Annotated in this window: 19 protein-coding genes; 10 read left to right on the top strand and 9 right to left on the bottom strand. The window is 70.7% G+C overall.

The genetic code is table 11. The annotated features are described in order from the left end of the window. Nucleotides 1-4 precede the first annotated feature (4 nt). On the top strand, nt 5-1030 hold the full coding sequence (locus BFF76_RS06315) for a TIGR04222 domain-containing membrane protein (protein WP_053929265.1): 1026 nt from the start codon (nt 5-7) through the stop codon (nt 1028-1030). Nucleotides 1031-1148: 118 nt separating this feature from the next. Then, on the top strand, nt 1149-1928 hold the full coding sequence (locus tag BFF76_RS06310) for a TIGR04222 domain-containing membrane protein (protein WP_065847548.1): 780 nt from the start codon (nt 1149-1151) through the stop codon (nt 1926-1928). Nucleotides 1929-2209: 281 nt separating this feature from the next. Here BFF76_RS06310 and hemQ read toward each other — a convergent pair whose 3' ends face one another. Together hemQ and hemG are read right to left on the bottom strand one after the other, a co-directional pair. Further along, nucleotides 2210-2923, bottom strand: coding sequence for a hydrogen peroxide-dependent heme synthase (hemQ, locus tag BFF76_RS06305; protein WP_031095680.1), 714 nt, complete (start codon nt 2921-2923; stop codon nt 2210-2212). A 4-nt stretch (nt 2924-2927) separates the two neighbouring features. After that, complete coding sequence (gene hemG / locus BFF76_RS06300; RefSeq protein WP_065847546.1) at nt 2928-4415, bottom strand: protoporphyrinogen oxidase; 1488 nt, start codon at nt 4413-4415, stop codon at nt 2928-2930. Nucleotides 4416-4542: 127 nt separating this feature from the next. On the opposite strand from hemG, the gene BFF76_RS06295 reads away from it, so the two are divergent. Continuing rightward, nucleotides 4543-5526, top strand: coding sequence for a DUF4349 domain-containing protein (locus tag BFF76_RS06295; protein WP_065847544.1), 984 nt, complete (start codon nt 4543-4545; stop codon nt 5524-5526). Nucleotides 5527-5568: 42 nt separating this feature from the next. Beyond that, nucleotides 5569-6957: an FAD-dependent oxidoreductase gene (locus BFF76_RS06290; RefSeq protein WP_065847542.1), complete on the top strand. Its 1389-nt coding sequence runs from the start codon at nt 5569-5571 to the stop codon at nt 6955-6957. Here the strand turns inward: BFF76_RS06290 and hemE are convergent, their stop codons facing one another. Further along, nucleotides 6958-8067: a uroporphyrinogen decarboxylase gene (gene hemE, locus BFF76_RS06285; RefSeq protein WP_078958811.1), complete on the bottom strand. Its 1110-nt coding sequence runs from the start codon at nt 8065-8067 to the stop codon at nt 6958-6960. It lies immediately after the preceding gene. A 92-nt stretch (nt 8068-8159) separates the two neighbouring features. On the opposite strand from hemE, the gene BFF76_RS06280 reads away from it, so the two are divergent. From BFF76_RS06280 to BFF76_RS06260, 5 genes are all read left to right on the top strand, one after another. Beyond that, complete coding sequence (locus BFF76_RS06280) at nt 8160-8819, top strand: DUF3000 domain-containing protein (RefSeq protein WP_031095694.1); 660 nt, start codon at nt 8160-8162, stop codon at nt 8817-8819. A 219-nt stretch (nt 8820-9038) separates the two neighbouring features. Continuing rightward, nucleotides 9039-9701: a response regulator transcription factor gene (locus BFF76_RS06275; protein ID WP_031095695.1), complete on the top strand. Its 663-nt coding sequence runs from the start codon at nt 9039-9041 to the stop codon at nt 9699-9701. A gap of 116 nt (nt 9702-9817) precedes the next feature. Next, on the top strand, nt 9818-11092 hold the full coding sequence (locus BFF76_RS06270) for an HRDC domain-containing protein (protein WP_053929260.1): 1275 nt from the start codon (nt 9818-9820) through the stop codon (nt 11090-11092). Nucleotides 11093-11379: 287 nt separating this feature from the next. Continuing rightward, the gene (locus BFF76_RS06265) at nt 11380-12609 is read left to right on the top strand and encodes a thiolase family protein (protein ID WP_031095701.1); all 1230 of its coding nucleotides are present in this window, start codon (nt 11380-11382) and stop codon (nt 12607-12609) included. Then, nucleotides 12606-14735: a 3-hydroxyacyl-CoA dehydrogenase NAD-binding domain-containing protein gene (locus BFF76_RS06260; RefSeq protein ID WP_031095704.1), complete on the top strand. Its 2130-nt coding sequence runs from the start codon at nt 12606-12608 to the stop codon at nt 14733-14735. Before BFF76_RS06265 ends, BFF76_RS06260 begins: the two co-directional genes overlap by 4 nt. Nucleotides 14736-14830: 95 nt before the next feature. Here BFF76_RS06260 and BFF76_RS06255 read toward each other — a convergent pair whose 3' ends face one another. From BFF76_RS06255 to BFF76_RS06230, 6 genes are all read right to left on the bottom strand, one after another. Next, on the bottom strand, nt 14831-16225 hold the full coding sequence (locus tag BFF76_RS06255; RefSeq protein WP_063839378.1) for a GDSL-type esterase/lipase family protein: 1395 nt from the start codon (nt 16223-16225) through the stop codon (nt 14831-14833). 20 nt (nt 16226-16245) lie between these two features. Then, nucleotides 16246-18345: a glycosyltransferase family 4 protein gene (locus tag BFF76_RS06250; RefSeq protein ID WP_065847540.1), complete on the bottom strand. Its 2100-nt coding sequence runs from the start codon at nt 18343-18345 to the stop codon at nt 16246-16248. Next, nucleotides 18342-20009, bottom strand: a complete 1668-nt coding sequence (locus tag BFF76_RS06245) for a stealth family protein (protein ID WP_234351802.1) — start codon at nt 20007-20009, stop codon at nt 18342-18344. Before BFF76_RS06245 ends, BFF76_RS06250 begins: the two co-directional genes overlap by 4 nt. A 92-nt stretch (nt 20010-20101) precedes the next feature. Next, nucleotides 20102-21715 (bottom strand): sugar phosphotransferase, encoded by a 1614-nt coding sequence (locus tag BFF76_RS06240; RefSeq protein WP_065847538.1) that lies wholly within the window; start codon nt 21713-21715, stop codon nt 20102-20104. A gap of 15 nt (nt 21716-21730) precedes the next feature. Continuing rightward, complete coding sequence (locus BFF76_RS06235; protein ID WP_244167235.1) at nt 21731-23296, bottom strand: stealth family protein; 1566 nt, start codon at nt 23294-23296, stop codon at nt 21731-21733. 379 nt (nt 23297-23675) lie between these two features. Further along, nucleotides 23676-24797, bottom strand: coding sequence for a PLL family lectin (locus BFF76_RS06230; RefSeq protein ID WP_065847536.1), 1122 nt, complete (start codon nt 24795-24797; stop codon nt 23676-23678). A gap of 332 nt (nt 24798-25129) precedes the next feature. Between BFF76_RS06230 and BFF76_RS06225 the strand changes: the two genes are divergently transcribed. Then, on the top strand, nt 25130-25654 hold a 525-nt coding region (locus BFF76_RS06225), incomplete at its 3' end, for an LCP family glycopolymer transferase (protein ID WP_208604818.1).

The following is a 25654-nucleotide window of genomic DNA, read 5'->3' as shown; positions in this document are numbered from 1 at the left end:
CGCGATGAACGCCCTCGCTCTTCTGCTGACTCTCGTCGTGGCCGTCTCCTCGACGCTCCTGGTCGTCGCGACCCGCCGCTCCGGCCGTCGGGGCAGCGGCACGGCGGCGTATGTGCACGACCTCTCCGAGGAGGCGTTCCTCAGCGGCGGCCCCGCCAGGGTGGTGGACACCGCGCTCACCCGCATGCACGCGGACGGGCGGCTGGCCGTCGGTGGGCCCGGCATCGTCGCGGTCCGGCGGGGCGAGGCCCGTGACGCGGTGGAGCGCGCCGTGCTCCAGGAGCTGGCAGCGGCGCCGAACGGCGCCCTGCACACCCTGCGGGAGAGCGTGATGCGGCACCCGGCGGTGCAGGAGATCGGCGACGGTCTCGCCGCCCGGGGTCTCCTGGTCCCACCTGGGGAGAACCGGCGGCGCCGGACCTGGGCGCTCACCCTGGGCATCGGATGTCTGCTGGGCTTCCCGGTCAGCATCGCCCTGACCATCTCGGAGTTCGTCCTGCACGACGGTTACACGGACACCCCGTTCCCCTTTTTCGTGAAGGTGCTGCCGGCGCTCCTGACCGGGGCCGTGGTCGGTCCGGTCACGGCGGCGGCGGCCAGGGCACGGCTCACCAAGGCCGGGCGCAGAGCCGCCGACGACTACCGTGCGGCCCACGCCCATCTGACCGACCCGGCCCATCTGGTGGCCACCCTGGGGCTGCGCGCACTGCCCGACCCGGAGCTGCAGGGGCAGTTGGCGGCTGCCGCCCGGCAACGGCCCGCAGGGCGGCGCCGGCCGGTCTCCCCGTCCTCCGCGTCGTCCACCGCCGGCGCCGCGCTCGTACCGGTTGTCTGGTGCGCCGGGGCGAGTCCCGGCGGCGGAAGCTGCGGGGGCTCCAGCGGCGGGGGCGGCGACTCGGGAACGGGTTCCACCTGCGGCTCGGGGTCGGGCTGCGGCAGCAGCGGATCGAGCTGCGGCAGTAGCAGCGGGTCCAGTTGCGGCGGCGGATCGAGCTGCGGCGGCGGTTCCAGTTGCGGCAGCAGCTCCTGAGCAGCGCGTCGCCGGCAGGCGCATGGATCCAGCCACCGGCGACCACCTGTGACCGAGTTACGTCCATATGGTGAACAGGGCATGGCGCTTCTCTGCCGGTTTCGCATAGAACTCGGCCATGCTCTGGGTCATGCTCCTTCTGGTCGCGTGGGGTGCGGCCGCCGTCTCCTGCATCCGGCTGTGCCTCGTCACCGCGGGTGCGGCCCAGCGGCCGCCCGGCACCGCACAGGCCGCCGCCTCCCCCGAACTCAACCTGTACGAGACCGCGTTCCTGGCCGGCGGACCGCAGCGGGTGGCCGATCTGGCGCTCGTCTCCATGCACCTGCGGCGCCGGCTGCTGCTCGCCCACACGGGCTGGGCGACGGTCGTCGACCCGGAGGGACGGGACGAGGTGGAACGCACCGTGATCCGCGCGATCGGCCCGGAAGGGCAGTCCCGGATAGCCCCACTACGGGCCGCCGCCGCGGCTGCCGACGCCGTGCGCGCCCTCGCCGACCGCCTCGTCGCGGCGGGGCTCGCCGTACCGCACGGCACCCGGACGAGCCTGGAATCGGCCGTACGCGCGGTACGGGGCGCGGCGGTGCTGGTGGTGGCCCTGGCGGCCATCGCCATGCTGATGCCGGGTCAGGGGACGGGTGCGGCGGGCCCGGTGGTCGCCTGGTTCGGGCTGCCGCTCGTGCTGACACTGGGCTGTCTGGCCATCGCACGGGTGGAGAACCACCCGTACAGCCCGTGGGCCTCCCCGTCCGGGCAGCGCTGGCTGGACTCGCTGCCGGCGCCGGTGCACGGCGCGGACCGCGACCTGCTGGCGGCGGTGGCGGTACGGGGCGTGGGAGCCCTGGAGGATCCGGCGCTGCGCGCGGCCCTTCTGAACCGGGCCCGCACGTCCGGCGGATGACCCTCGGGACAGAGCGGATGCCACAAGGGCCGCTCCCGTACGGGAGCGGCCCTTGTGACGTCATGTCCAGTTGTGCGGCCCGGGACACATCGGCCGGACCCGGCGAGGAGAGACGGTCCGCGGGGAGGAATGGCTGACTCCCCCGCGGGCCGCGGCAGTTCGCCGGCCATCGGCCGATGTGTACCCGGCACCGGACCCGGTGTCGCTGGAACGACGGGCGGCGTCACAAACGCCGTTGCCCGCCCACTGATCTTCCGGGTCGGGATGACCGGAAACGCTGGCTATGCGAGTCCGGACACCAATTCTGCGACGGACTTCCTGCGGCCCGTGTAGAAGGGGACCTCCTCGCGGACGTGCAGCCGCGCCTCGGAGGCCCGCAGATGACGCATGAGGTCGACGATGCGGTACAGCTCGTCGGCCTCGAAGGCCAGGACCCACTCGTAGTCGCCCAGCGAGAACGAGGCGACGGTGTTGGCGCGCACGTCGGGGTATCCACGGGCCATCTTGCCGTGGTCCGAGAGCATACGGCGTCGGTCCTCGTCGGGCAGCAGGTACCAGTCGTAACTGCGCACGAAGGGGTACACGCTGATGTAGTCGCGCGGGGTCTCGTCGGCCAGGAAGGCCGGCACGTGCGACTTGTTGAACTCGGCGGGCCGGTGCAGTGCCATGTTCGACCAGACCGGCTCCAGAGCACGGCCCAGCTTCGTGCGCCGGAAGAGGTTGTACGCCTCCTGGAGCTCGTCGGAGGTCTCCGCGTGCCACCAGATCATCAGGTCGGCGTCGGCCCGCAGACCGGACACGTCGTAGGTGCCACGGACCGTGATGTCCTTGGCCGCGAGCTGGTCGAACAGCTCCTGGACCTCGTCGGCGTAACCGGCGCGGTCGAGCGGAAGGACGTCCTTCAGCCTGAAGACGGACCACAGGGTGTAGCGGATGACCTCGTTGAGGTCCTTGGCCTTCTTGCCTGCGTTCGGAAGCTTTTCTGGCGCACTCATACGGCTATTGTCCCGCCTCGCTCCCGGTGCCCCGAACCCGGGTCGGCGTGTTCTCGATCTCCCCCGCGGCCGCGCCCCCGAGGTCCTGGACGATCTCGTCCGCGGCGCGGTGCGCGCTCGCGACGCAGGCCGGGATCCCGACGCCGTCGTACACCGCTCCGCACACCCGCAGACCGGGCAGCTTGGCGACCTCGTCGCGGATCCGGGCGACCCGGGTGAGGTGGCCCACGGGGTACTGGGGCAGCCCGCCGATCCACCGGGTGACCTCGGTGTCCACGGGCCTGGCCGTCAGTCCGGTCGCGGAGGCGAGATCGCCGAGGGACGCGGCGACGAGCTCGGAGTCCTCACGGTGCAGGTGCTCCTCCTCGCCGTAGCGTCCGACGGAGGTGCGCAGCACGAAGAGGTCGGGGGCCGCGTCCGCGACCCACTGCCACTTGTTGCTGGAGAAGGTCGCGGCCTTGATCGTGCGCCCGTCGACGGGTGGTACGAGGAATCCGGAGCGGCCGCGGAGTGCGTCGTTCCCCTCGATGTCGGTGCGCCGGAAGGCCATGGTGACGAGGGCCATCGAGGCGTATTCGACGGCGGCGAGCTCGACCGAGGCGGCCGGGCACTCCGCGGCGAGCAGCGTGGACGCGGACCAGGCGGGGGTGGCCAGGACGAGTGCGTCGGCGGTGATCACCCGGCTGTCGGTGCGCACGTCCCAGCCCTCGCCGGTCCGGGTCAGGCCGAGCACCGGGGTCTCCGTGAGGATCTCCCCGCCCCCGGCCCGCACGGCGTCGGCCACGGCGCCCGGCAGGGTGCCGATGCCCCCCTCGATGCCCTGGAAGACCGGACCCGTCTGCTGCCGGGCGGCGGCCCTCTCCTGGATGCGGAGCACGCCGTCGAGGAGCGGGCCGCCCTCCTTCACGGCCTCGAAGAGCTGCGGCACGGCCGCGCGCATCGAGATCCGGTAGGCGTCGCCCGCGTACACCCCGCCGAGCAGCGGCTCCACGAGCCTGTCGACGACCTCACGGCCGAGCCGGTCGGCGACGTAACTGCCGACCGCGACGTCGTCACCGACGGCGGTCGGGGTGAGTTCACGCTCCTCGGCGATCCTGGCCAGGCCCTCGGGCGAGAGCACACCGCTGAGCGCGGACGGGTCCCCCGGCACACCCATCACGTGCCCCTTCGGCATGGGGCGCAGGGCGTCGCGGGTCCAGACCGACGCGGTGGCGGTGGCGGGCGGCCGGAGCCGGTCGCCGAGTCCCACCGCGGTGGCCAGCGCGACCGCCTCGGGCCGCCGCGCCAGCATCGACTCTGCACCGAGGTCGACCCGGGTGCCCGCGACCGGGCCGGTCATCAGCTTGCCGCCGAGCCGCGCGGTGGCCTCCAGGACGGTGACCCGGAGACCGGAGTCCAACAGCCGGTGGGCGGCGGCGAGTCCGGCGATGCCGCCGCCGATGACGACGGCATGGCCCGTCGGTGTGGTGTCGCGCTGAAGAGGACGCTGCATGGGTCCACTCTCTCAAACCCGTCCCGAGTCCTGAACGTGACCACTTCGAAACCGCTGGAAGGCAACCCACGGACGGGTCCCGCACGTCGAACCGGCACCATCGACAACGGCCCTGGGGGGACGCGTTATGTCATACGAACGCCACACGGACAGTTATCCACCCGCACGACCGAACCGCCGCCCGAGTGCGCTCGCCGCGGCCGGAGTGCTGGCGGTCCTCCTGGCCACCGGTGCGTGCGGTGCCTCCGACAGCGGTGGGCAGGGGCTGAACTCCGCGTCCGACAGCAAGCAGGCCGCTCCGGGTGCCGAGGGCGCCGGTGCGGAGTCCGGTGCCAAGTCCGCCGACGGCGCCTCCTCGGCGCCGAAGCCGGGATCCGCGGTCGCGGTCCACGTCATCCGGACAGCCACGCTCTACGTCGAGGTGAAGAGCGTGCCGAAGGCGGTCGCCGCGGCCCGCGGCGTCGCCGAGGGCGCCGGCGGGCTCGTCGCCGAGGAGAGCACCGAGCGCGTCGACGACACCCACGACGCGTCCCACCTCGTCCTGCGCGTGCCCCAGGCCCGCTACGACGAGGTGCTGAGCAGCCTCGCAGGGACCGGGAAGCTGCTGTCCCGTACGTCGAACGCGAAGGACGTGACCGGGCAGGTCGTCGACGTGGAGAGCCGGATCGCCACCCAGCGGGCGAGCGTGGCGCGGGTCCGCGACCTGATGGACAAGGCAGAGAAGCTCACCGACGTGGTGACGCTGGAAGGTGAACTGAGCAGCCGCCAGGCCGACCTGGAGTCCCTGCTCTCGCAGCAGGCGTCGCTCAAGGACCGCACCTCGCTGGCGACGATCACCCTCGACCTCAGCGAACCGGAGGGGAACACCGAGGATCCCGAGGAGGAGGGCACCGACTTCGTGGACGCGCTGTCCGCCGGCTGGGACGCGTTCGTGACGATGCTGCGCTGGATCGCGGTGGCGATCGGTGCCACGGCTCCGTTCCTGGCCGCCGCGGCCGTCCTGGTGCTCCTGTGGCGGCTGCTGCGCGGCCGCCTGTCCCGGCGCCGTACGGCGGCGCCCCGGCCGGCCACGGAGCCCTCCGAGGCCCCACCGGCCCCTCAGGCGCCGTAGCGTGGGCCCCTGACCCGGCATACGACGGCGAAGGGACCCGGCATGGCGGCGGAGCGACTGGTGGTCGTCGGAGGCGACGCGGCGGGCATGTCCGCCGCGTCGCAGGCCCGCAGGCTCAAGGGACCGGACGAGATGAGCATCGTCGCCTTCGAACGCGGCGAGTTCACCTCGTACTCCGCCTGCGGCATCCCGTACTGGGTGAGCGGGGACGTCGAGGGACCGGACGAGCTCATCGCGCGAACGCCCGAGGAGCACCGGTCCCGTTCCATCGATCTGCGCACCCGCACCGAGGTGACGGAGATCGACGTCGCCGGGCACCGCGTAAAGGCGCTGGACCGAGGCAACGGTGAGACGTACTGGACGGGCTACGACAAGCTGGTGATCGCCACCGGCGCCCGGGCCGTGCGACCCGGCCTGCCGGGGATCGACGCCCCGGGCGTCCACGGCGTGCAGACCCTGGGCGACGGCCAGGCGCTGCTGGACTCGCTGGACCGGGCACCGGGACGGCGGGCGGTCGTCGTCGGGGCGGGCTACATCGGCGTCGAGATGGCCGAGGCGATGCTCAAGCGCGGCTTCGAGGTGACGGTGCTCAACCGGGGTGCGCAGCCGATGGCGACGCTCGATCCGGACATGGGACGGCTGGTCCACGACGCGATGGACGGGCTGGGCATCACCACGGTCAACGGTGCCTCGGTCACCCGGATCGACACCGGACGGGACGGCCGTGTCACGGCGGTGGCCACGGATGCCGACGTCTATCCCGCGGACGTCGTCGTGCTCGGCATCGGCGTCGAGCCGGAGACCTCCCTGGCCCGCGAGGCCGGTCTGCCGCTGGGGCCGCACGGCGGTCTCCTGACGGACCTGTCGATGCGGGTGACGGGGCGGGACGACATCTGGGCGGGCGGGGACTGCGTCGAGGTCATGGACCTCGTCGCGCACCGCACCCGGCACATCGCGCTCGGCACCCACGCGAACAAGCACGGCCAGATCATCGGATCCAACGTCGGGGGCGGCTACGGCACGTTCCCCGGCGTGGTCGGTACCGCGGTGAGCAAGGTCTGCGACCTGGAGATCGCCAGGACCGGGCTGCGGGAGAAGGACGCGAAGGCGGTCGGCCTGCGCTACGTCACGGCGACGATCGAGTCGACCGGCCGTGCCGGCTACTACCCGGGAGCGATGCCGATGACGGTGAAGATGCTCGCGGAGTACCGCACCGGCCGGCTCCTGGGCGTACAGATCGTCGGCCGCGAGGGGGCTGCCAAGCGCGTGGACGTCGCGGCTGTGGCGCTCACGGCCGGGATGACGGTGGAGGCCATGACGGCCCTCGACCTCGGCTACGCCCCGCCGTTCTCCCCGGTATGGGACCCGGTCCTGGTGGCCGCCCGCAAGGCCGTGTCGGCGGTGCGGGCGAGCCTCCGGGAGGGCGTCTGATCAGACGGCCGTCTGCTGGTGGACGTACTCCACCAGGCGCGTCAGGGCGTCCGGGTCGGTGGTCGGCATGACGCCGTGCCCGAGGTTGAAGATGTGGCCCTCGAGACCGGCGGCGGCGTCGAGCACGTCGCGGGTCTTCGCCTCCACCGCCTCGGTCGGCGCGAAGAGCACCGCCGGGTCGAGGTTGCCCTGGAGCGCCTTGCCGGGTCCGACCCGGCGGGCGCCCTCGTCCATCGGGACGCGCCAGTCGACGCCGACGACGTCAGCGCCCGCCTCGCCCATCAGGCCGAGCAGCTCGCCGGTGCCCACGCCGAAGTGGATGCGCGGGACGCCGTAGGACGCGACCGCGTCGAAGACCTTCGCCGAGGCAGGCATCACCGAGCGGCGGTAGTCGGCCGGGGCCAGGGCGCCGACCCAGGAGTCGAAGAGCTGGACCGCGGAGGCGCCGGCCTCGATCTGGACCTTGAGGAAGGCGCCGGTGATCTCCGCGAGCCGGTCGAGCAGCTCGGCCCAGAGCTCCGGGTCGCCGTACATCATGGCCTTGGTGCGCTCGTGGTTGCGGGACGGGCCGCCCTCCACGAGGTAGCTCGCCAGCGTGAACGGCGCACCGGCGAATCCGATCAGCGGCGTGGCGCCGAGCTCGGCGGTGAGCATCCCGATGGCCTCGGTGACGTACAGGACGTCCTCGGGCGTGAGGTCGCGCAGCCGGGCCAGGTCGGCGCGGGTTCGGATCGGCTCGGCGATCACCGGGCCGACGCCGGGCTTGATGTCGAGGTCGATGCCGATGGCCTTGAGCGGCACGACGATGTCGCTGAAGTAGATCGCGGCGTCGACCTTGTGACGGCGTACGGGCTGCAGCGTGATCTCGGTGACCAGCTCCGGCATCATGCAGGAGTCGAGCATCGCGATGCCCTCGCGGGCCTTGAGGTACTCCGGCAGCGAGCGCCCCGCCTGACGCATGAACCAGACCGGGGTGTGCGGCACCGGCTCACGGCGGCAGGCCTTGAGGAACGCCGATTCATGGGTGGCGGGGGTGGTCCGCAGGCCCGATGACGGGCCCTCCCCTGATCGGACGGAGCTGAACTCTTGGGGAAGGTCGTTGGCACTCACGCACAGAATCTTCGCATGGAGCGGCCATCAGCCGGACGCCGCATGGGTGTCCCTCCCTGCACGGCGCTCCGGTTCCGCCTACGCTTCCCCGCATGGCTCGGGCTCAGGGACAATTTTCCGATCATTCCGATGACACTGACAGCGAGGAGGGTGCGGACGGCGAAACCGTCCCGCTCGCGTTCCGGTCGGCGGTAGACGCGCTGCGTACCGCCCGGCTGCGCCCCGAACTGGAGGTGGAGCCCTCCCGGCCGCCGAAGCGGCTCGCCCCGTACGCGTACGCGCTGGAGGCAGCCGTCGTGGACGGCGAGGAGGATCTGGCCGACGGCCGCCTGGTCCTCCTGCACGAACCGTCCGGGCACGACGCCTGGCAGGGCACGTTCCGCCTGGTGACGCTCGTGCGGGCCGAGCTGGAGCCGGAGATGGCGGCGGACCCGCTGCTGCCGGAGGTGTGCTGGTCCTGGCTCACCGGGGCGCTGGACGCCCGGGGGCTCTCGTACGGGGAGGCCGGTGGCACGGTGACGCGCGCCGGTTCGCACTACTTCGGCGCCCTCTCCGCGCGCCGCCCGGCCACGCAGATCGAGATCCGGGCCTCGTGGACGCCGCGCGAGGGGCGCGGCGGGGTGCCGGACATGGCGGCGCATCTGACCGCGTGGGGCGATCTGCTCTGCCAGCTCGCCGGGCTGCCGCCGTCGGGCGCGGCCGAAGCGGCGGTGGTGACACTGCCCCAGCGCCGGGGCCCGCAGGTCTCATAACGCTGCGTCACCTTCGGAGAGAGCCGGTCGCACAGGGACCGGCTCTCTTTTCGTACAATCGATCGCGCGTCCTATTTGCCCGAATTGTTACTCACAAAATCGTGATCTTCCTCTAAAGGAGGACGCATCTGCTGCCGAAGAGGTCAATGACCCTTCAAGCACGGTTCGCCCCGGCTTCATCCCCGAGTCGGCCCGTCCCGCCACTCCCCAGGAGGCCTGGTGTCCGTTCTCCTCGAGCAGCCCGCAAGCCTGGTCGCCTACCGCCCGAACAAGCCGACGGCCATGGTCGTCGTGGCCGACCCGCGCGTCCGTTCCACCGTCACCCGCCATCTGTGGGCCCTCGGAGTTCGTGACGTCATCGAGGCGTCGTCCATCGCGGAGGCCCGCCCCCGCGTCAGCAACCCGCGCGACATCTGCGTTGCCGACGTCCACCTGCCCGACGGTTCCGGGCTGACCCTGCTGTCCGAGACCCGAGCCGCCGGCTGGCCGAACGGCCTCGCCCTCTCCGCCGCCGACGACATCGGCGCCGTACGCAACGCCCTCGCGGGCGGGGTGAAGGGCTATGTCGTCACCGGCACCCGCACCAACATCGGTCACCCCACCCGTCCCGGCATGGCGCCGATCGGCGCCAACGCCGCCCGCATGCACCGCAGGCCGCCCGGCTCCCCGAGCCACCCGGGCGGCTACCGGGAGCTCTCCGGCCGTGAGGTGGAGGTGCTCCGCCTGGTCGCCGAAGGCCAGTCCAACAAGGCCATCGGCGTCTCGATGGGCCTCTCCGCCCTCACCGTCAAGAGCCACCTCGCCCGCATCGCCCGCAAGCTCGGCACCGGAGACCGCGCCGGAATGGTCGCCGTGGCCCTGCGCACGGGCATCATCCACTGACCCCTCCTCCTGCCGGCACCTGCGCGGATGCGTATCCGGCCGGTTTACGTGCATGGCCGCCCGTCGACGGAACGTTCCGTCGACGGGCGACGCGCATACACAGATACCCTTGGCATGTGACCGACGCCCAAGAGACCGCAGCAGACACATCACTGCGAACCACCGGGGGCGCTCCCCCGGACGACGTCGCCCCGGCGCCGATCCCCTTGCTCGAACCGCGCGAGGGCATCCCACCGGTGGTGGAGACCGATGACGCGCTCGCGCGGGTGATCGCGGATTTCGCCGCCGGCACCGGCCCCGTGGCCGTCGACGCCGAGCGCGCCTCGGGCTATCGCTACGGGCAGCGCGCCTACCTCGTGCAGCTGCGCCGTGAGGGCGCGGGGAGCGCCCTGATCGACCCGGTCGGCTGCCCCGACCTGTCGGGGCTCGGCGAGGCGCTCACCGGAGCCGAGTGGATTCTGCACGCCGCGTCCCAGGACCTGCCCTGTCTGCGCGACATAGGCATGACCCCGACCTCGCTCTTCGACACGGAACTCGCCGGGCGGCTGGCGGGGTTCCCCCGCGTCGGCCTCGGCGCCATAGTCGAGAACGTCCTCGGCTACGCCCTGGAGAAGGGCCACTCCGCGGTCGACTGGTCCACCCGCCCGCTGCCCGAGCCCTGGCTGCGCTACGCCGCGCTCGACGTGGAGCTGCTGGTGGACCTGCGCGACGCCCTGGAGGAGGAGCTGGACCGGCAGGGCAAGCTGGGATGGGCGCTGGAGGAGTTCGCCGCGATCGCCTCGGCACCGCCCGCTCCCCCGCGCAAGGACCCCTGGCGCCGCACGTCCGGCATGCACAAGGTGCGCCGCCGCCGTCAGATCGCGGTCGTACGGGAGTTGTGGACCGCTCGTGACCAGGTGGCGCAGCGCCGTGACGTGTCGCCCGGCAAGGTGCTCGGTGACGCCGCGATCATCGAGGCCGCCCTGGCCCTTCCTGCGAACGTCCAGGCACTCACCGCGCTGCCCGGCTTCGGGCACCGGATGGGGCGCCGTCAGCTGGAACAGTGGCAGGCGGCCGTCGACCGGGCCAGGGAGCTGCCCGAGTCGGAGCTGCCGCAGCCCGGCCAGCAGCCGGCGGGCCCGCCGCCGCCCCGCTCCTGGGCGGACAAGGACCCGGCCGCCGCGGCACGGCTGTCGTCCGCGCGCACCGCCGTGTCGGAGCTCGCCGAGCGGCTCCACATGCCGCAGGAGAATCTGATCACCCCGGACACCGTGCGCCGGATCTGCTGGGAACCGCCCAAGACCCTGACCCCGGACGCGGTGGAGACCGCGCTCGCGGGACACGGCGCGCGCCACTGGCAGATCGAGCAGGTCGGCCCCCTGCTGCTGCGGGCCCTGGACACGAACGCCTGACACGTCCCGCGTCCCGGTACGCGTGCGCCCCCTGCCGGACGAAGGATCCGGGACGGGGGCGCACGCGTGTCGGGACCACCCCGGAGCCGGCCCCATCCAGGAGGATCGATTTCACGCCAGTTACCCGGCCTTCCCTGGCCACCGGCGACGCCCCCTGGGTGTGTGACGTTCACCGCTCCGGTGATGGGGGGTGGGCAGTCTGGTTACCCGCAAGTAGCATGAGGGGCGTGGCGTGCCGATGCGTGCGCCCGCAGCAGTGCCATCCCGCACCCTGGAGGAGAGCCACCGTGCCTCGTACCATCCGGGACGTCGTCTTCGTCGACGGCGTCCGCACCCCGTTCGGCAAAGCGGGCCCGAAGGGCATCTACCACGAGACCCGCGCCGACGATCTCGTCGTGAAGGCCATCCGGGAGCTGCTGCGCCGCAACCCGGACCTGGACCCCGCGAAGATCGACGAGGTCGCCATCGCCGCGACCACGCAGATCGGCGACCAGGGCCTCACCCTCGGCCGTACCGCCGGAATCCTGGCCGGTCTGCCGCAGTCGGTTCCCGGTTACTCCATCGACCGCATGTGCGCCGGCGCCCTGACCGCCGTCACCGCGACGGCCGGCTCCATCGCCTTCGGCGCGTACGACGTCGTCATCGCCGGCGGTGTCGAGCACATGGGCCGCCACCCGATGGGCGAGAGCGTGGACCCGAACCCGCGTCTCGTGTCGGAGAAGCTGGTCGACGAGTCCGCCCTCTTCATGGGCATGACCGCGGAGAACCTGCACGACAGGTACCCCTCGATCACCAAGCAGCGCGCCGACGAGTACGCGGTCCGTTCGCAGGAGAAGGCCGCCAAGGCGTACGCCAACGGCAAGATCCAGCAGGACCTGGTGCCGGTCTCCGTGCGCCGCACCAACGCCGAGGCCGGCGAGACGGGCTGGGGCCTGGTCACCGCCGACGAGCCGATGCGCCCCGGCACCACGCTGGAGTCCCTGGCGGGCCTGAAGACCCCGTTCCGCGCCCACGGGCGCGTGACGGCCGGCAACGCCGCGGGCCTCAACGACGGCGCCACCGCCTCGCTGCTCGCGTCCGAGGAGACCGCCCGCGAGCTGGGCCTCCCGGTCAAGATGCGCCTCGTGTCGTACGCCTTCGCGGGTGTCGAGCCCGAGGTCATGGGCTACGGCCCGATCCCGGCGACGGAGAAGGCCCTGGCCAAGGCCGGCCTCTCCATCGGCGACATCGGTCTCTTCGAGATCAACGAGGCGTTCGCCGTGCAGGTGCTCGCCTTCCTGGAGCACTACGGCATCGCCGACGACGACGCGCGCGTCAACCAGTACGGCGGCGCTATCGCCTACGGCCACCCGCTGGCCTCCTCCGGCGTCCGCCTGATGACTCAACTGGCCCGCCAGTTCGAGGAGCAGCCGGAGGTCCGCTACGGCCTGACGACGATGTGCGTCGGCTTCGGCATGGGCGCCACGGTCGTCTGGGAGAACCCGAACTTCGACAACGCAGCCGGAGGCAGCAAGTGAGCTCCACCACCGAGCTTCTGAAGGGTGCGGCCGAGCTGTTCCCCGGTGAGGTCGTCACGCAGGCGCACGTACGCCACCTCGACCTTCCCGGCGGCGCGGGCCGTTTCGCCCTCATCACGCTGGACAACGGCTTCGACCACACCAAGCCGACCACCGTCGGCCCGCAGTCGCTGGCGAACCTGAACGCCGCCGTCGACCAGGTCGAGAAGGAGGCGGCCGAGGGCACGATCGTCGGCGTCGGTGTGACCGGCAAGCCGTTCATCTTCGCCGTCGGCGCCGACCTCAAGGGCGTCGAGCTCCTCAAGGACCACAAGGACGCGCTGGCCATCGGCAAGGGCGGCCACGACGTCTTCCGCCGCCTCTCCGGCCTCGCGGTCCCGACGTTCGCGTACTACAACGGCGCGGCCATGGGCGGCGGCGTCGAGATCGGGCTGCACTGCTCGTACCGCACCGTCTCCAGTGCGCTGCCGGCGTTCTCGCTGCCCGAGGTCTTCCTCGGCCTGGTCCCCGGCTGGGGCGGCTGCGCGCTGCTTCCCAACCTGATCGGCGCCGACCGTGCCGTCTCGGTGATCATCGAGAACTCGCTGAACCAGAACCGCCAGCTCAAGGGCAAGCAGGTCTTCGAACTCGGGATCGCCGACGCGATCTTCGAGGGCGCGGACTTCCTGGAGCAGTCGCTGATCTGGACCGCCTCCGTCCTCAAGGGCGAGATCGCGGTGGAGCGTCCCGAGGTCGACCGCGGTGACGCGTGGGACCAGGCCGTCGCCCGCGGCAGGGCCATCGCCGACTCCAAGGTGCACGGCGCGGCCCCGGCGGCGTACCGCGCGCTGGAGATCATCGCCGCGGCCAAGAGCGGTGACCTGGGCGCCGGCTTCGACGCCGAGGACCAGGCCCTCGCGGACCTGATCATGGGCGGCGAGCTGCGCTCCGGGATCTACTCCTTCAACCTGGTCCAGAAGCGCGCCAAGCGCCCGGCCGGTGCTCCGGACAAGGCCCTGGCCCGTCCGGTCACCAAGGTCGGCGTGGTGGGCGCGGGCCTGATGGCCAGCCAGCTCGCGCTCCTCTTCCTGCGCCGCCTCGAGGTGCCGGTCGTCCTCACGGACATCGACCAGGCGCGCGTCGACAAGGGTGTGGGCTATGTCCAGGCCGAGATCGACAAGCTGCTCGGCAAGGGCCGGATCAACCAGGACAAGGCCAACCGCCTGAAGGCCCTGGTCTCCGGTGTGCTGGACAAGGCGGAGGGCTTCTCCGACGCCGACTTCATCATCGAGGCCGTCTTCGAGGAGATCGGCGTCAAGCAGCAGGTGTTCGCGGAGGTCGAGGCGGTCGCCCCGGCGCACGCGATCCTCGCCACGAACACCTCGTCCCTCTCGGTGACCGAGATGGCGTCGAAGCTGAAGAACCCCGAGCGGGTCGTCGGCTTCCACTTCTTCAACCCGGTCGCGGTCCTCCCGCTCCTGGAGATCGTCCGCGGCGAGCAGACCGACGACGCCTCGCTGGCCACGGCCTTCGGTGTCGCCCGCAAGCTGAAGAAGACCGCGGTGCTGGTGAAGGACGCCCCGGCGTTCGTCGTCAACCGCATCCTCACCCGCTTCATGGGCGAGATCCAGAACATCATCGACGAGGGCACCCCGGTCGAGACGGCGGAGAAGGCCATCGAGCCGCTCGGCCTGCCGATGTCCCCGCTGGTCCTGCTGGAGCTGGTCGGCCCCGCCATCGGCCTGCACGTCTCCGAGACCCTGAACCGCGCCTTCCCGGAGCGCTTCACGGTCTCCGAGAACCTCGCGGCCGTGGTGAAGGCCGGCAAGCGCGGCTTCTACGTCTACGACTCCGGCAAGCCGGAGCTGGACCCGGAGGTCGCGGCTCTCCTCAAGCAGGGCGACACCGTCCTGACCGAGGACCAGGTCCGCGACCGCGTCCTGGACGCGGTGGCGCAGGAGATCGGCCTGATGCTGGCCGAGGGCGTCGTCGCCGAGGCCCAGGACATCGACCTCTGCCTGATCACCGGCGCGGGCTGGCCCTTCCACCTGGGCGGCATCACGCCGTACCTGGACCGCGAGGGCGTCTCGGAGCGGGTCAACGGGAAGCGGTTCCTGGAGCAGGGCGTGGCGAGCGTCCCTGCGTAACCGCGCACGCACCGAGGCCGGGCCGTACGGAATCCGTTCCGTGCGGCCCGGCCTCGTTCACGACGGCCGGCGGGCGGCAAGCTCCCGCGTACCGGTCACCACGTGCCGGTGAACGGCCTGTGGTTGCACGCCTCGCCGCACTCCTCACGGGAACTGCCCGCCGCGCGGATACCGCTGTTCTCCGGGATGCCGACGACCTTGAACCGTACGGTCGCAGGAGCTGACTCCTGGGCGCCGAACAGCGCGATGACGTCGACGACGTGGTGCCCGGCCCGCCAGCGGTGGGCGTGGGTGAAGTGCCACTCGCCCTTCTCGTCGACGGCGGTCGCGCCGATCAGCCGCCCGCCCTCCATCAGCACGACCTTGGTCGCGCCCGGCTGGGTTCGTCCGGCGAAACGCACCTTCGGCGCCGCGAACTTGTTCTCCTTCGGCGCGGTGATGACGGCGGGCTCCACCCCCGCGATCACCTGGAAGTGCTGCTCGGCCGTCGGTGAACACCCGTCCGCCCGGAGCCCGACGCACTGGATGACGTGTTCCCCCGGGGTCCACTCGACCGCGCGGCGCCACAGCCACTGGCCCGCGCCGCCCACACCGGTTCCTCCGATGTACTGCCCGTGTTCGAAGAAGAGCAGGTAGTCGGTGCCGGGCGCGGCGGTGCCCGAGAACTTGGTCATGGGGCCCACCACGGCGCCCGCGACCGGGCGGGCGAAGGCCGGCGCGCCTCCGTTGCGCATCCCGTAGTTCAGGGCCGATTCGGGCGACTGGACCGTGAACTCGTGAGAGACCGGGGGCAGCCCCTCGGGTTCCATGAGCGCCGCCATGTCCACGTCGGCCCGGGTGAGGACGGACCGCTCGACCAGCCCGGCGACGACCAGCCTGGCGACCTCGTAGGCGCCGGGGTGGTTCAGATGGCTGGAGTCGATGTTGCCGTCCGGGTGCAGGGAGTGTTCACCCGCGTCGACCCAGCAGAAGTACTGGCGCAGCCGGGTCGGGCCGATCCTGGACCACAGACTCATCGTGATGCCGGCGAGGTCTATCAGAGGGACGTTTCGCTCGGCGGCGGCTTCCGCCATGGCTCGCGGGTACTCGCCCCTGGTGTTCTTCACCTCGCCGGTCGCGGAGAAGGCGTAGCGCGCCGTGGGAGTGACCATGACCGGCACTCCGCCCTCGCTCCGGATGTAGTCGGTGAAGAGCCCGAGGAGTTCCTGGTACTCCGGCACCGGGACGTACCGCATGCCGTTGTGGATCATGTGGTCGACACCGCCGAACCCGAGGAGGACGATGTCCCCGGGCTTCATCCGGTTGAGGAGCCCCGCGAATCGTTCGGTGTAGTACTTGCGCGTGGTCATCGCGCTGCGCGCGTAGTTCGCGACTTCGAGCGGGCCGACGAGCAGCTCCTGGATCTTCTGCCCCCAGCCGGCCATGGGGGCTTCCTCGTCCGTGCGCGGCGCCGGAACGGAATCCCCGAGGACAAATATCGTGCGGTTCATTTCATCCCATTCAAGGAGTTCTAGCGGTCGACGACGTTCATGGCCATGGCCCCGGACGCCGAGCAGTACGGGCGCACCTGAACGGGCTTGGCCGGGTGGACGCAGACGAAGTCGGATGTCTCGTCCCCCACGACCCGTACACCGGGGTACACGAACGCACCCTTGACGTCCGGGAAGTCCTCCAGGAGGTGACACACGCGTATTTTGCGCCAGTTGTCAGGAGAGGGCTGGAGCCACCAGTCCCAGTCCTCCCAGCGGTCGAGGCGGTGGTCCACCACCTTGCGGACCGGCACTTCGGCTCGGAAGGCGTTGTCCGCGAGCACCTGGACCGGGACGGTGAAATTGGCCGGGTACGGCCCTCGCCTGCTGACCACGAGGAGCGCACCGGGCTCGATCCGGCTCGCACCGCAGAGAACGCCGGTCAGCGTGATCCCGTGCTCATCGACGTCGACGGCGGTCGACTCGACGTGGTCCTGCCGCAGAACCGTACGGAGCATCAGCTTTCCGTTCGGCTGTGCGTAGGGGAGGTTCCATCCGACCGGCGCCGGCCCGGCGGCCGCCAGGACGGCAGCTCTCGCCCCGATCAGCTTCCGGGTGTCCCGGATCCCGGCTTTCATGTGGACGTTGACCGACTTGGCCGAGGTCATGGTGACCCGCCACCTGCCGTCGCCGAGGTCCTCCAGTGCGGAGGGGGTCAGCGCGGCCGTGTAGCGCGTGCCACCGTTGCCGAGCGGTTTGCGAGTGGTACGCAGAGGCATGTCCGGCAGCCGGTTCCCGTCGGACGGGCTGTGTTTGAGGACGAACTGCCAGCGGTGTTTGCCGTCGAGCGGCCCGATGGCCGAGAACCTCAGCCAGCAGGCGTCGTCGGCCGCCACATCCACCGTGGCCGCCGCGATCGAGACGGGAGGCACGGTGGGCTGCGCCGCGACGGCGGCGGCCGTGGTCGTGGCAGGGGGCCGGTAGCCGCGGTCCGAGGCGGACCGCCGGCGTATCGCGTCCTCGAACAGCTCGACGTAACGTGCCGCGACCGCCTCGGGGTCGTAGCGGGCGGAGTTCCGCAGGGCGGCCAGTCCCATGTCCCGCCGGAGCCTGTCATCGGCCATCAGCAGTCGCAGGCCCTGCGCGACGGCCTCCGCGTCCTCGGTTCTGACCAGCAGGCCGTCCTCGCCGTGGCGAAGGATCTCGCGTGGCCCCACGGGGCAGTCGGTGGACACGACGGGCAGTCCGCAGCGCATGGCCTCCACCAGGGTCATACCGAAGGACTCGGCGCTGGAGGTGACGGCGGCGATCGATCCCTTGGCCCACTCCGACTCGATCGGTGAGAAGCCGCCCATGAGCAGCGCGCGCCCGGCGAGCCCGAGTTCGGTGGCGAGTGCTCGCAGCTTCGCCGCCTCGCCCCCGTCGCCGTAGATCCGCAGCTGCCAGTCGGGGAACTCGTCGGCGAGCATGCCGAAGGCGCGGATCAGCAGGTCGTAGCGCTTTACGTGGTGCATGCGGCCGGCGCTCACGATCACCTTGTGGGAGCCGTCTGCGGGCTCGACCACGGGGCGCGGCACACTGTTGGGAATGCCGGTGACGGGGATACCCGGCACCGGGGTGTTCTCCAGGAACGAGCGCGCGTCGGCTTCCGTGACCGTCGTCACGGCGTCGAGCCGCGGATAGACGCGGGCCATCTCGGCCCGGACGGCGGGCGGGATCGCCAGATGCGTCATGTGCTCCTGCGCGATACGCAGGGCGGAGTCACGGGTGTACTGCGCGACGAAGAGATTCAGGCTGGGCCTGGTGCCCACCACCACATCCGCGGTGGTCCGGCTGAGCTCCTGGATGATCCGCGCGTCGGTGAACTTGCTGTACTGGGCGTAGAACTCCTCCTGGCGCGGGACGACCGCGCTCGGCTCGTCGCCGCCCGCGGCCTTCACGTCCGCCGATCCGGAGCGCAGGTCCACCAGGGCCCGCACCGCGATGCGCGGGGAGATCTCGAACTTCGTCGCGGTGGCGCGTCTGAAGACCGAGACGATCTCGACCTCGTGGCGGACCGCCAGCGCTTCGGCGAGATTGATCACCGTACGGTTGGTGCCGCCGATGCCGTAGATGTTGTTGATCAGGAACGAGATCTTCACCGGGCCTCGTGTCCCTTCCGCTCGAACGGGCTCGGCACCGGGAAGTAGGACTCGAGGAACGTGTTCAGCATGAGGGTCTGTCTGTTCACCTCGAACGTGTCCGAGACCGTGTCGTTGATGCAGAACGCCTGCCGGTCACGCCGGGCCAGCAGGATGCCGAGCCTTCTGGATATTTCGGGCTTCGCCAGATCGAGGTAGGCGAAACTGATGTCGGAGGGCACGGCTCGTCCTGTGAAGTACGCGTAGTAGTGGTAGAGCGAGGACGGGATGGAGATGTCTGTCGCGCTGCGGAATCTGCTGTGCGAGGTGCTGTGGTGCGCCTCGGCGAACTCGTTCTCCATCTCGTACAGGACACTGCGGCGCAATGCGTAGGGCGCGTGCCGGAGCTTCTGCACGATGGCGGAGCCGAAGCTGTCGAGGATGATCTTCCGGTTGTTCTTCCCGGCGGCGTCGACGGGCCGGTCGCCGTCGGTGAGGCCCCATCTGGGCACCTGTGAGGGGGAGAAGAAGGTGCGGGTCATCCCGTTCGACAGGAAGAAGTCCTTGGGTGTGGTGGGGCAGCCCAGGAACATGTCGTCGTTGAAGTAGAGAAAGTGCTCGGACAGGCCGTCTATGTGGTGCAGCTGGCTCTCGATGGCGTGCGAGTTGTACGTCGGCAGAGCGGCCTGATCCTGGAATATCTCCGTGTGGTCGACCACCGTGAGACGGGAACTGCGAAGGTTGAGCCAGTCCGGTTTCTGCCGGTCGGTCACCAGGTAGACGTGGCGGACCCAGGGCGCGTTCTGCTCCAACGCGCGCAGAGAGTAACGGAGTTCGTCGCGACTGATGTAGCGGGCCGCGTTCGCCGACTCTGCGTGGTAGCCGCCTTCGCCGAACCGGGAACGACGCTGCTGCCATTCCGGGGCGGACCCGTCCACCCAGGTGTAGACGACGTCGACGGGGAAACGCACGTCCTCGGGGAGCACGTCGGCACAGGCCTCGATCGTGCGCACCGACCCGGTGCGGCGGGTGTGCAGGGCGGCGAACCCGGTCAGCCGGCTCACGGGGACCCTGATCCGCGGTTCGTCCAGGGCGACGTCCTCGGTGATGCGGTTGGGGCGGGGGGCGACCAGCCGGCCGCCCTCGGGGCGCCAGAACTCGATATCGCAGCCGTAACGAAGCCCGAGCACGAGGGAGTTGCCGGGATCGGCCCACACCATGCCGGTACGCAGCGCACGCGCCTGCCTGCCGGTACGCCGCGCCCGGGAGGATCCGCACAGGGCCGATCTCCCGACGAGCCGCTCGCCGGAGCAGGCGGAGACGTAGACGGGCGCGGTGACGCGAGTCGTGGCGAGAGCGGCCACCACACGCTCCCGGTCCGCCTCCGAGACTCCGAGGACGGACCTGAAGTCGGAGTTGCCCCGTACCGCGAAGTAGTCGATGCCCGCGTCCTCGAGCAGCGAGACGATCAGCTCCAGGTTCGCCTCCCTCAGGCCCAGCGGGGACGCGGTGGCACGCACGAGCGCGATCATCCCTCCCCGGCCCGAGAGGACCGCGAGGCGGTCGGAGGCGCGGAAGAGGTGGGGCCAGCGTCGACGCGCCCTGCGCCCCCGGACGAACCGTGCGGCGAGGGTGAGGACGTGCAGGCGCCGCAGCAGCCCCTTGAGACCGGCGCGAAGGCGCACGGGAACGCGTCGGGCGACGCGGCGTCTCAGGGAGCGGGGAACGAAAGTGCGGTACACCCCGACGACAGCGGATGCCTCCGGATTACTTGTGCTCACGTGTACGTTTCCGGGTCCTCTGGATTGCCGTGCTCGAACGGGCTCGCCACGGGGAAGTAGCGGTGCAGGAAACCGATGACCGCCTGGCTGCCGCCACGGCTGAGAGCCTCGTCGCTCCCGAGCCCGAAGAACTGAAGCTGTTGCAGGTCACGGCGCACGAGGAGCCGCTCGAGTTGCAGAGCGAGGCCGGGAAGGGCCGCATGCACGACGGCGGTCGTCTCGCCCGACGGATCGGCGAGCCCATGGGCGTACGCGAAGTGGTGGGCCAGCCCGTCGACCGGGTGCGTTCCGGTGAGCCTGGGCTCTACCTGCCCGTCGGGCGGGGGCTCCACCACCGCTTCACCCTCCGCCAGCCGGCCCAGACCCGAGCAGGTGAACGGCTGCGGTCCCGGTGCGAAGGACTGCGTCACGGCGCGACCGGTCGCGGAATACGCGTGCACGGTCCAGGGTGCGAACGACTCCTCGGCCGTCCACAGTCCCCGCCGCGGCCGGGTCGTGCCGTTGGGAGTGAAGTAGTCGAACGGACGCGTGGGCCGCCCGAGCAGTGCGCCCGGCCGGAACAGAAGGAAGTGTTCCGCGAGGTCGGGAAGCAGGTGGAGGTAGCCGTCGGCCCCGTGCCGGCCGCCGGAGACCACGGCGAGCCTGCCGTCGTCGCCCCTCAGCCACTCGGGGGCCGGCGCCTGGGCCACGACGTGGACGACGTCGACCCAGGGGGCGTACTGGTGGAGGGAGCGCAGCGACGCCCGCAGCAGCTCCTCGCCCCAGGCACCGGGGTGCTGCCACAGCAGCACGGCGTCGACGGGGAAGGAGATCTCCTCGAGGCGGGCGATGTCGAACTGTTCGACGGTGACCGAGGGGTCCATGTCACCGTCGATGTCGCAGTAGCCGGAGAGCCGGTCGAAGCCGATCTCGATCCCTACGGCGTCCCTGGAAACGACCCGCTGGACCCGATTGGGGCGAGGGCCGACCAGGCGCTCGTTCGGCAGGTCGGTGTTGACCGTCCAGAACTCGATCTCGATGCCCTGGTCCTCACCCACCCACAGGTTCTCGGTGGGTTCGGTGCGCAGCCAGGTGATCCGGATGGCCTTGGACCTGCCGTAGTTCTTCCATGCCTTGAGGTGGCTGCCCGGCACCGTACGGGTGTCGTTGTTGACGGGGGAAGCCGACACGACGTACCCGGTGTGCTCCTCCAGCAGCGCGCGGAGAACCCTGCGGACCTGCCCCTTGTCCTGCTGTTCGACGGCGAGGCAGATACGCCGGTCGTCGAGTGCTGGCACCGCGAACCAGGGGATGTCGGCGGCATCCAGGGCCGAGGTCACGAGATCGTGGTCGAGGCGGCGCGCCAGGTCGACCGTCAGGCCCTGGTGCACATGCCCGACACGGCCGTCGGGTGTGCGCGTCCTGCGTTCGGACGCACTGGCGAAATCCCCCTTCCTGACCAGCCGCAGCGCGCGTCGGTGCAGGCGCGCCTCACGGCGGTTCAGGGTGCGTACGAGCCCGCCCTTGACCTTGCGCCGGACCTTGGGCGGCACGCGGCTGCCCGCGACGGCACGCACCGGCTGGGGCACGATGCGCTTGTAGACCCTGGCAGCGGAACTCGAATCGGTCATGTCATGAACCCCGACTCATCGCTCGTAGGGACTGGGAACAGGGAAGTAGGCGTTGAGGAAACCGTCGAGCAGCTCCTGCTGCGCCTCGATGTCCTCCGGCGTGGAGAATGCGTCGTTCAGACAGAAGGAGTCCTGGCTCCGGCCGTCGAGGAGGCGCTGCAGCCTGTCCGCCAGGTCGGGAACCGCCAGCTGGAGGTAGGTGAACGGCATGGTTCCCGGCTGGGCCCGGCCGGTCAGCGCCGCGTAGTAGAGCCCGAACGACGAGGTCGTGGACAGATCCGTCATCGCCCGGAAGCGGCTGGCGGCCGTACGGGCCCATGCCTGCGGGAAGTCCCTTTCGGCTTCCTCCATCGCGCTGCGGCGCAGCGCGTACGGGATGTGCTCCATGGGCTGGGTGATCACCCGGCCGAAACGTTCCTTCAGGAGGGCGCGGTTGTTCTTGCAGGCCGCGTCGACCGGGGTGTCCGTCTCGACGACCGGTCCCTGCGGTATGCGGTTGCGCGAGGGGAAGTACCGCGCTGTTCCGCTCGGTGTGAAGAAGGCGTGAGGGGCCACTGGGCGGCCGATGAACATGTCGTCGTTGAAGTACAGGAAATGCTCGGAGAGCCCTTCGATGTGATGCAGCTGACTCTCGATGGAGTGCGAGTTGAACGTCGGCAGGTCGGCCGTGTTCCGGAAGATCTCCCGGTGGCTCACCACCCGGATCCCGGGCAGGTCCTCGCGGAGCCAGGCCGGAACCTGGTCGTCCGTGGCGATGTAGATGTTGCGGATCCACGGGGCGAACATGTGCAGCGACCTGACCGAGTAGCGCAGTTCGTCGCGGCTGATGAAGCGGGCGTCACTCGCGGACTCGGCGTGGTAGACCTCACCCTTCGCCGCGGCCTTGCGCTGCTGCCAGGCGGGATCGTTCCCGTCCACCCACGTGTACACGGCATCGACGGGGAAGGCGATGTCCTCGACGCAACTCACCAGGAACTCCGGCCTGGTGGCGAGCGGGGGCGCGTCGTGCCGCGACGTGTGGTCGGACACGAAGCGGCTGAACAGCCGCGGAGCCCCGAGGACGTTTCCACCCTCACCCGACACCGCCCAGGTGACCCTGTTGGCCCGGGGCGCGACGAGATGCGTACCGTGCCACCTCCAGAACTCCACCGTGCAGCCGTACTCGTGGCCCATGACCAGGTGCCTGCCGACGTCGGTGCGATACCAGCTGACCTGCACGGCGGACGCCGAACGGACACCACGCCATGCCTTGGGGTCCCGCGACGAGCGCGGAGGGGAGGGCACGGGTGCCTGCGGGTCGATCACGCTGAGGTGGCCCGCGTACTGTCCCATGCCCCTGAAGAGGGCGCCCAGGGCGACCTCCCGGTCCTCCTCGGCGACGGCGACGACAGTCCCGTGGTCGGAGGTTCCACGCACGGCGAAGAAGGAGACGCCGGCGGACTGGAGCAGATCGGCGACGGCGGAGCGATTCGCCTCTCTGGCACCGAGGGGCGTGAGCCCCGGCTCGACGTAGACGTCGTCCGTCGCGCCGCCGGACGTGTCCGGCTGCCGAGGGGACGAGGGCGCCGGTGCCGGGGGCACCGGCGAAGGGCCGGGAATCCTGTCCGCGACAGGCCTCACCGCAGGCCCGGGAATGATCGTCACCCCAGCCACCCCCCACCGGGGCCGGAAAGTCGCCGCCGCACGCCATCACTCCTTGATCTACCTGCGGTCGACGACCGGCAGAGTCCTCGCGGATCCCCCGTGGATGCCGCTACTCTGCGAGCTTTATTCGCCACAAGCAGTCATTGATGGCAACTGAAAGAAGTTTCAACTTTCACAGAGCGGTCACATCTTCATCAGTTGTACGCTCCGTGTCAATGTCAGACCCAAAAGCCATAAAATGCAAAAAATAGCGATACCGGACATATAGCGACCATGGAGTCGATGACCGACAGGTCTCGTGCGTGGGTTCGAATGTTCAGACGCGCTCGGCGGGCCCCATGGCGAGCCCCGGCTCGGGATTCTGCCGAGCGATGCACAGCGACCCGTCGGCACCGATCATCCCCAGCACCACCCGCCCCGCGCCGTCCACCGCCAGGGCCGGGGGCTCGCTCGTCCGTTCACCGGTCGGAGACCACCACAGACCGCCGCCCTCGTTCTCGGTACCGCACGCGGCGACCACGACCTGGCCGTCGGGATCGCGGTGCGCAAGGACCGTGCAGTCGTAACCGTCCAGCTCGGCCCGCAGAACCGCGACCGGCCCGTCGGCCGGGTTGCCGCCCAGCGGGGTCACCCAGCCCCCGATGCGATAGGCCACCACTCCCCCCGTGGCCGGATCGGTCCAGTAGTACGTGCACCGTCCCGGAGCGGTCTCCAGTGCCGTGACACTGCCGGGCGCCATCTGGACGGGTATGTCCTGCTCCCGCGAAAAGCCCCCGTCCGGGGACGTCTGACGCCAGTGCATCGCGGCGCCCGGGCCCTGCACGAGGAGATCGACGGCGCCGGACACACCCAGGGTGACGGCCATCCCCTCCTCCGCGCCGCGGGCGTTCATGTTGTGCCACGACTCCCATTTGCCGGCCTTGTCGTCGCGCCGCAGCATCACGCCACCGGCCGCGGTCCGCACGAAGAAATGCACCAGCCCCGACGGACTCACGACTCCGGCGGGCGCGCCCATGCCGGACGCCTGGTCGGTGTTCTTACGCGGATTACCCAGGGAATGCCATGCGCTGAGAGCGCGGCCGCTCTGGTACTGCATGGCGTGCATCACATCGACCACGGGCGGTCCGTCCTTCTTCGGAACGGAGCGGCGCGCCAGGAAGTGCACATAGCCGTCGGCGCCCTGCGCGAGCGAAAGGTGCGTCAGGTGGGGGATCTCGAGGAGGTCGGGGCCGGACCATTCCGGTCCTCCCGGCCGCGACTCCGTCCAGCGGAGGACCCCGTCGGGGTGCCGCGCGTACGCGGTGAGCCTTCGGTCCTTGCCCCGCACCAGCCACTGCCCGCCGACGGCGGCCACCGCCTGACGTCCGTCGCTCCGGTGCTCCCGAACAGCTCGCGCCGGGGTGGCCCCGCGGTCTGTACGCCCAGACTTGGCCCGCATGATGTGAGGTCGTCCTTCCCATGATTCCCCGCCCGGACCCGGCACCGGCTGCTGCACGGTCATCTGCGTCAGGGACGCGCCAGGGGTCCGGCACCGGTCATCATAGAATCTCCGTTCGATCGACACCGACTTGCCGCCCGGTGTTCGCCTCGGACATCGCCGACCGGCGGTGGCGGTGTGCGGGACACGAAGAGTCCGCGAAGATTTACACGCGAATCGAAAGTTTGTCTATACTTCTCGGCCAGCCCCCCCACATGCGTGGACCGGCCCCACCCGAGTCCCCAACTCCGCACCCAGCCCTCACGGGCCACAGACCAAGGGACTCGTGCAGGATGAGCCACGACGCCGTACCCCCGGGCCCGCGCGCCTCTCGACGGGCGGAAGCACCGAAGCGGGGCCGCAAGAAAGAACACAAGCGCCGCCGCGGCCTCAAGATCACGCTCGGGGTCCTCCTCGTTCTCCTGCTCGCGGGCGGCGGCACGGCGTACTGGATGTTCAAGGATCTCGACGGCAACATCAAGGGCGTCGACATCAACAAGGCACTCGGCGAAGACCGGCCCGAGAAGCTCCCCACCACCGGTCAGAACCTGCTCGTCCTCGGCTCCGACTCGCGCGCCGGGGCGGAGAACAAGGAGCTGGGCGGGGGTGGCGGTGTCAGTGGGGCGCGGTCCGACACCGCACTGGTGGTGCACATACCCGAGGGCCGCACCGAGGCCGTCGCCGTGTCCATCCCGCGCGACACCCTGGTGACCCGGCCCGACTGCGTCAAGGCCGACGGCTCGACGATGCGGTCCGCCGAGCGCGTCATGTTCAACTCCGTTTACTCGCAGGCCGGTCCGGCCTGCGTGGTGAAGACC

It is taken from the genome of Streptomyces mutomycini (assembly GCF_001700505.1).
Classification (GTDB): Bacteria; Actinomycetota; Actinomycetes; order Streptomycetales; family Streptomycetaceae; genus Streptomyces; species Streptomyces mutomycini.
This window is presented reverse-complemented; position numbering and strand designations above follow the sequence as displayed.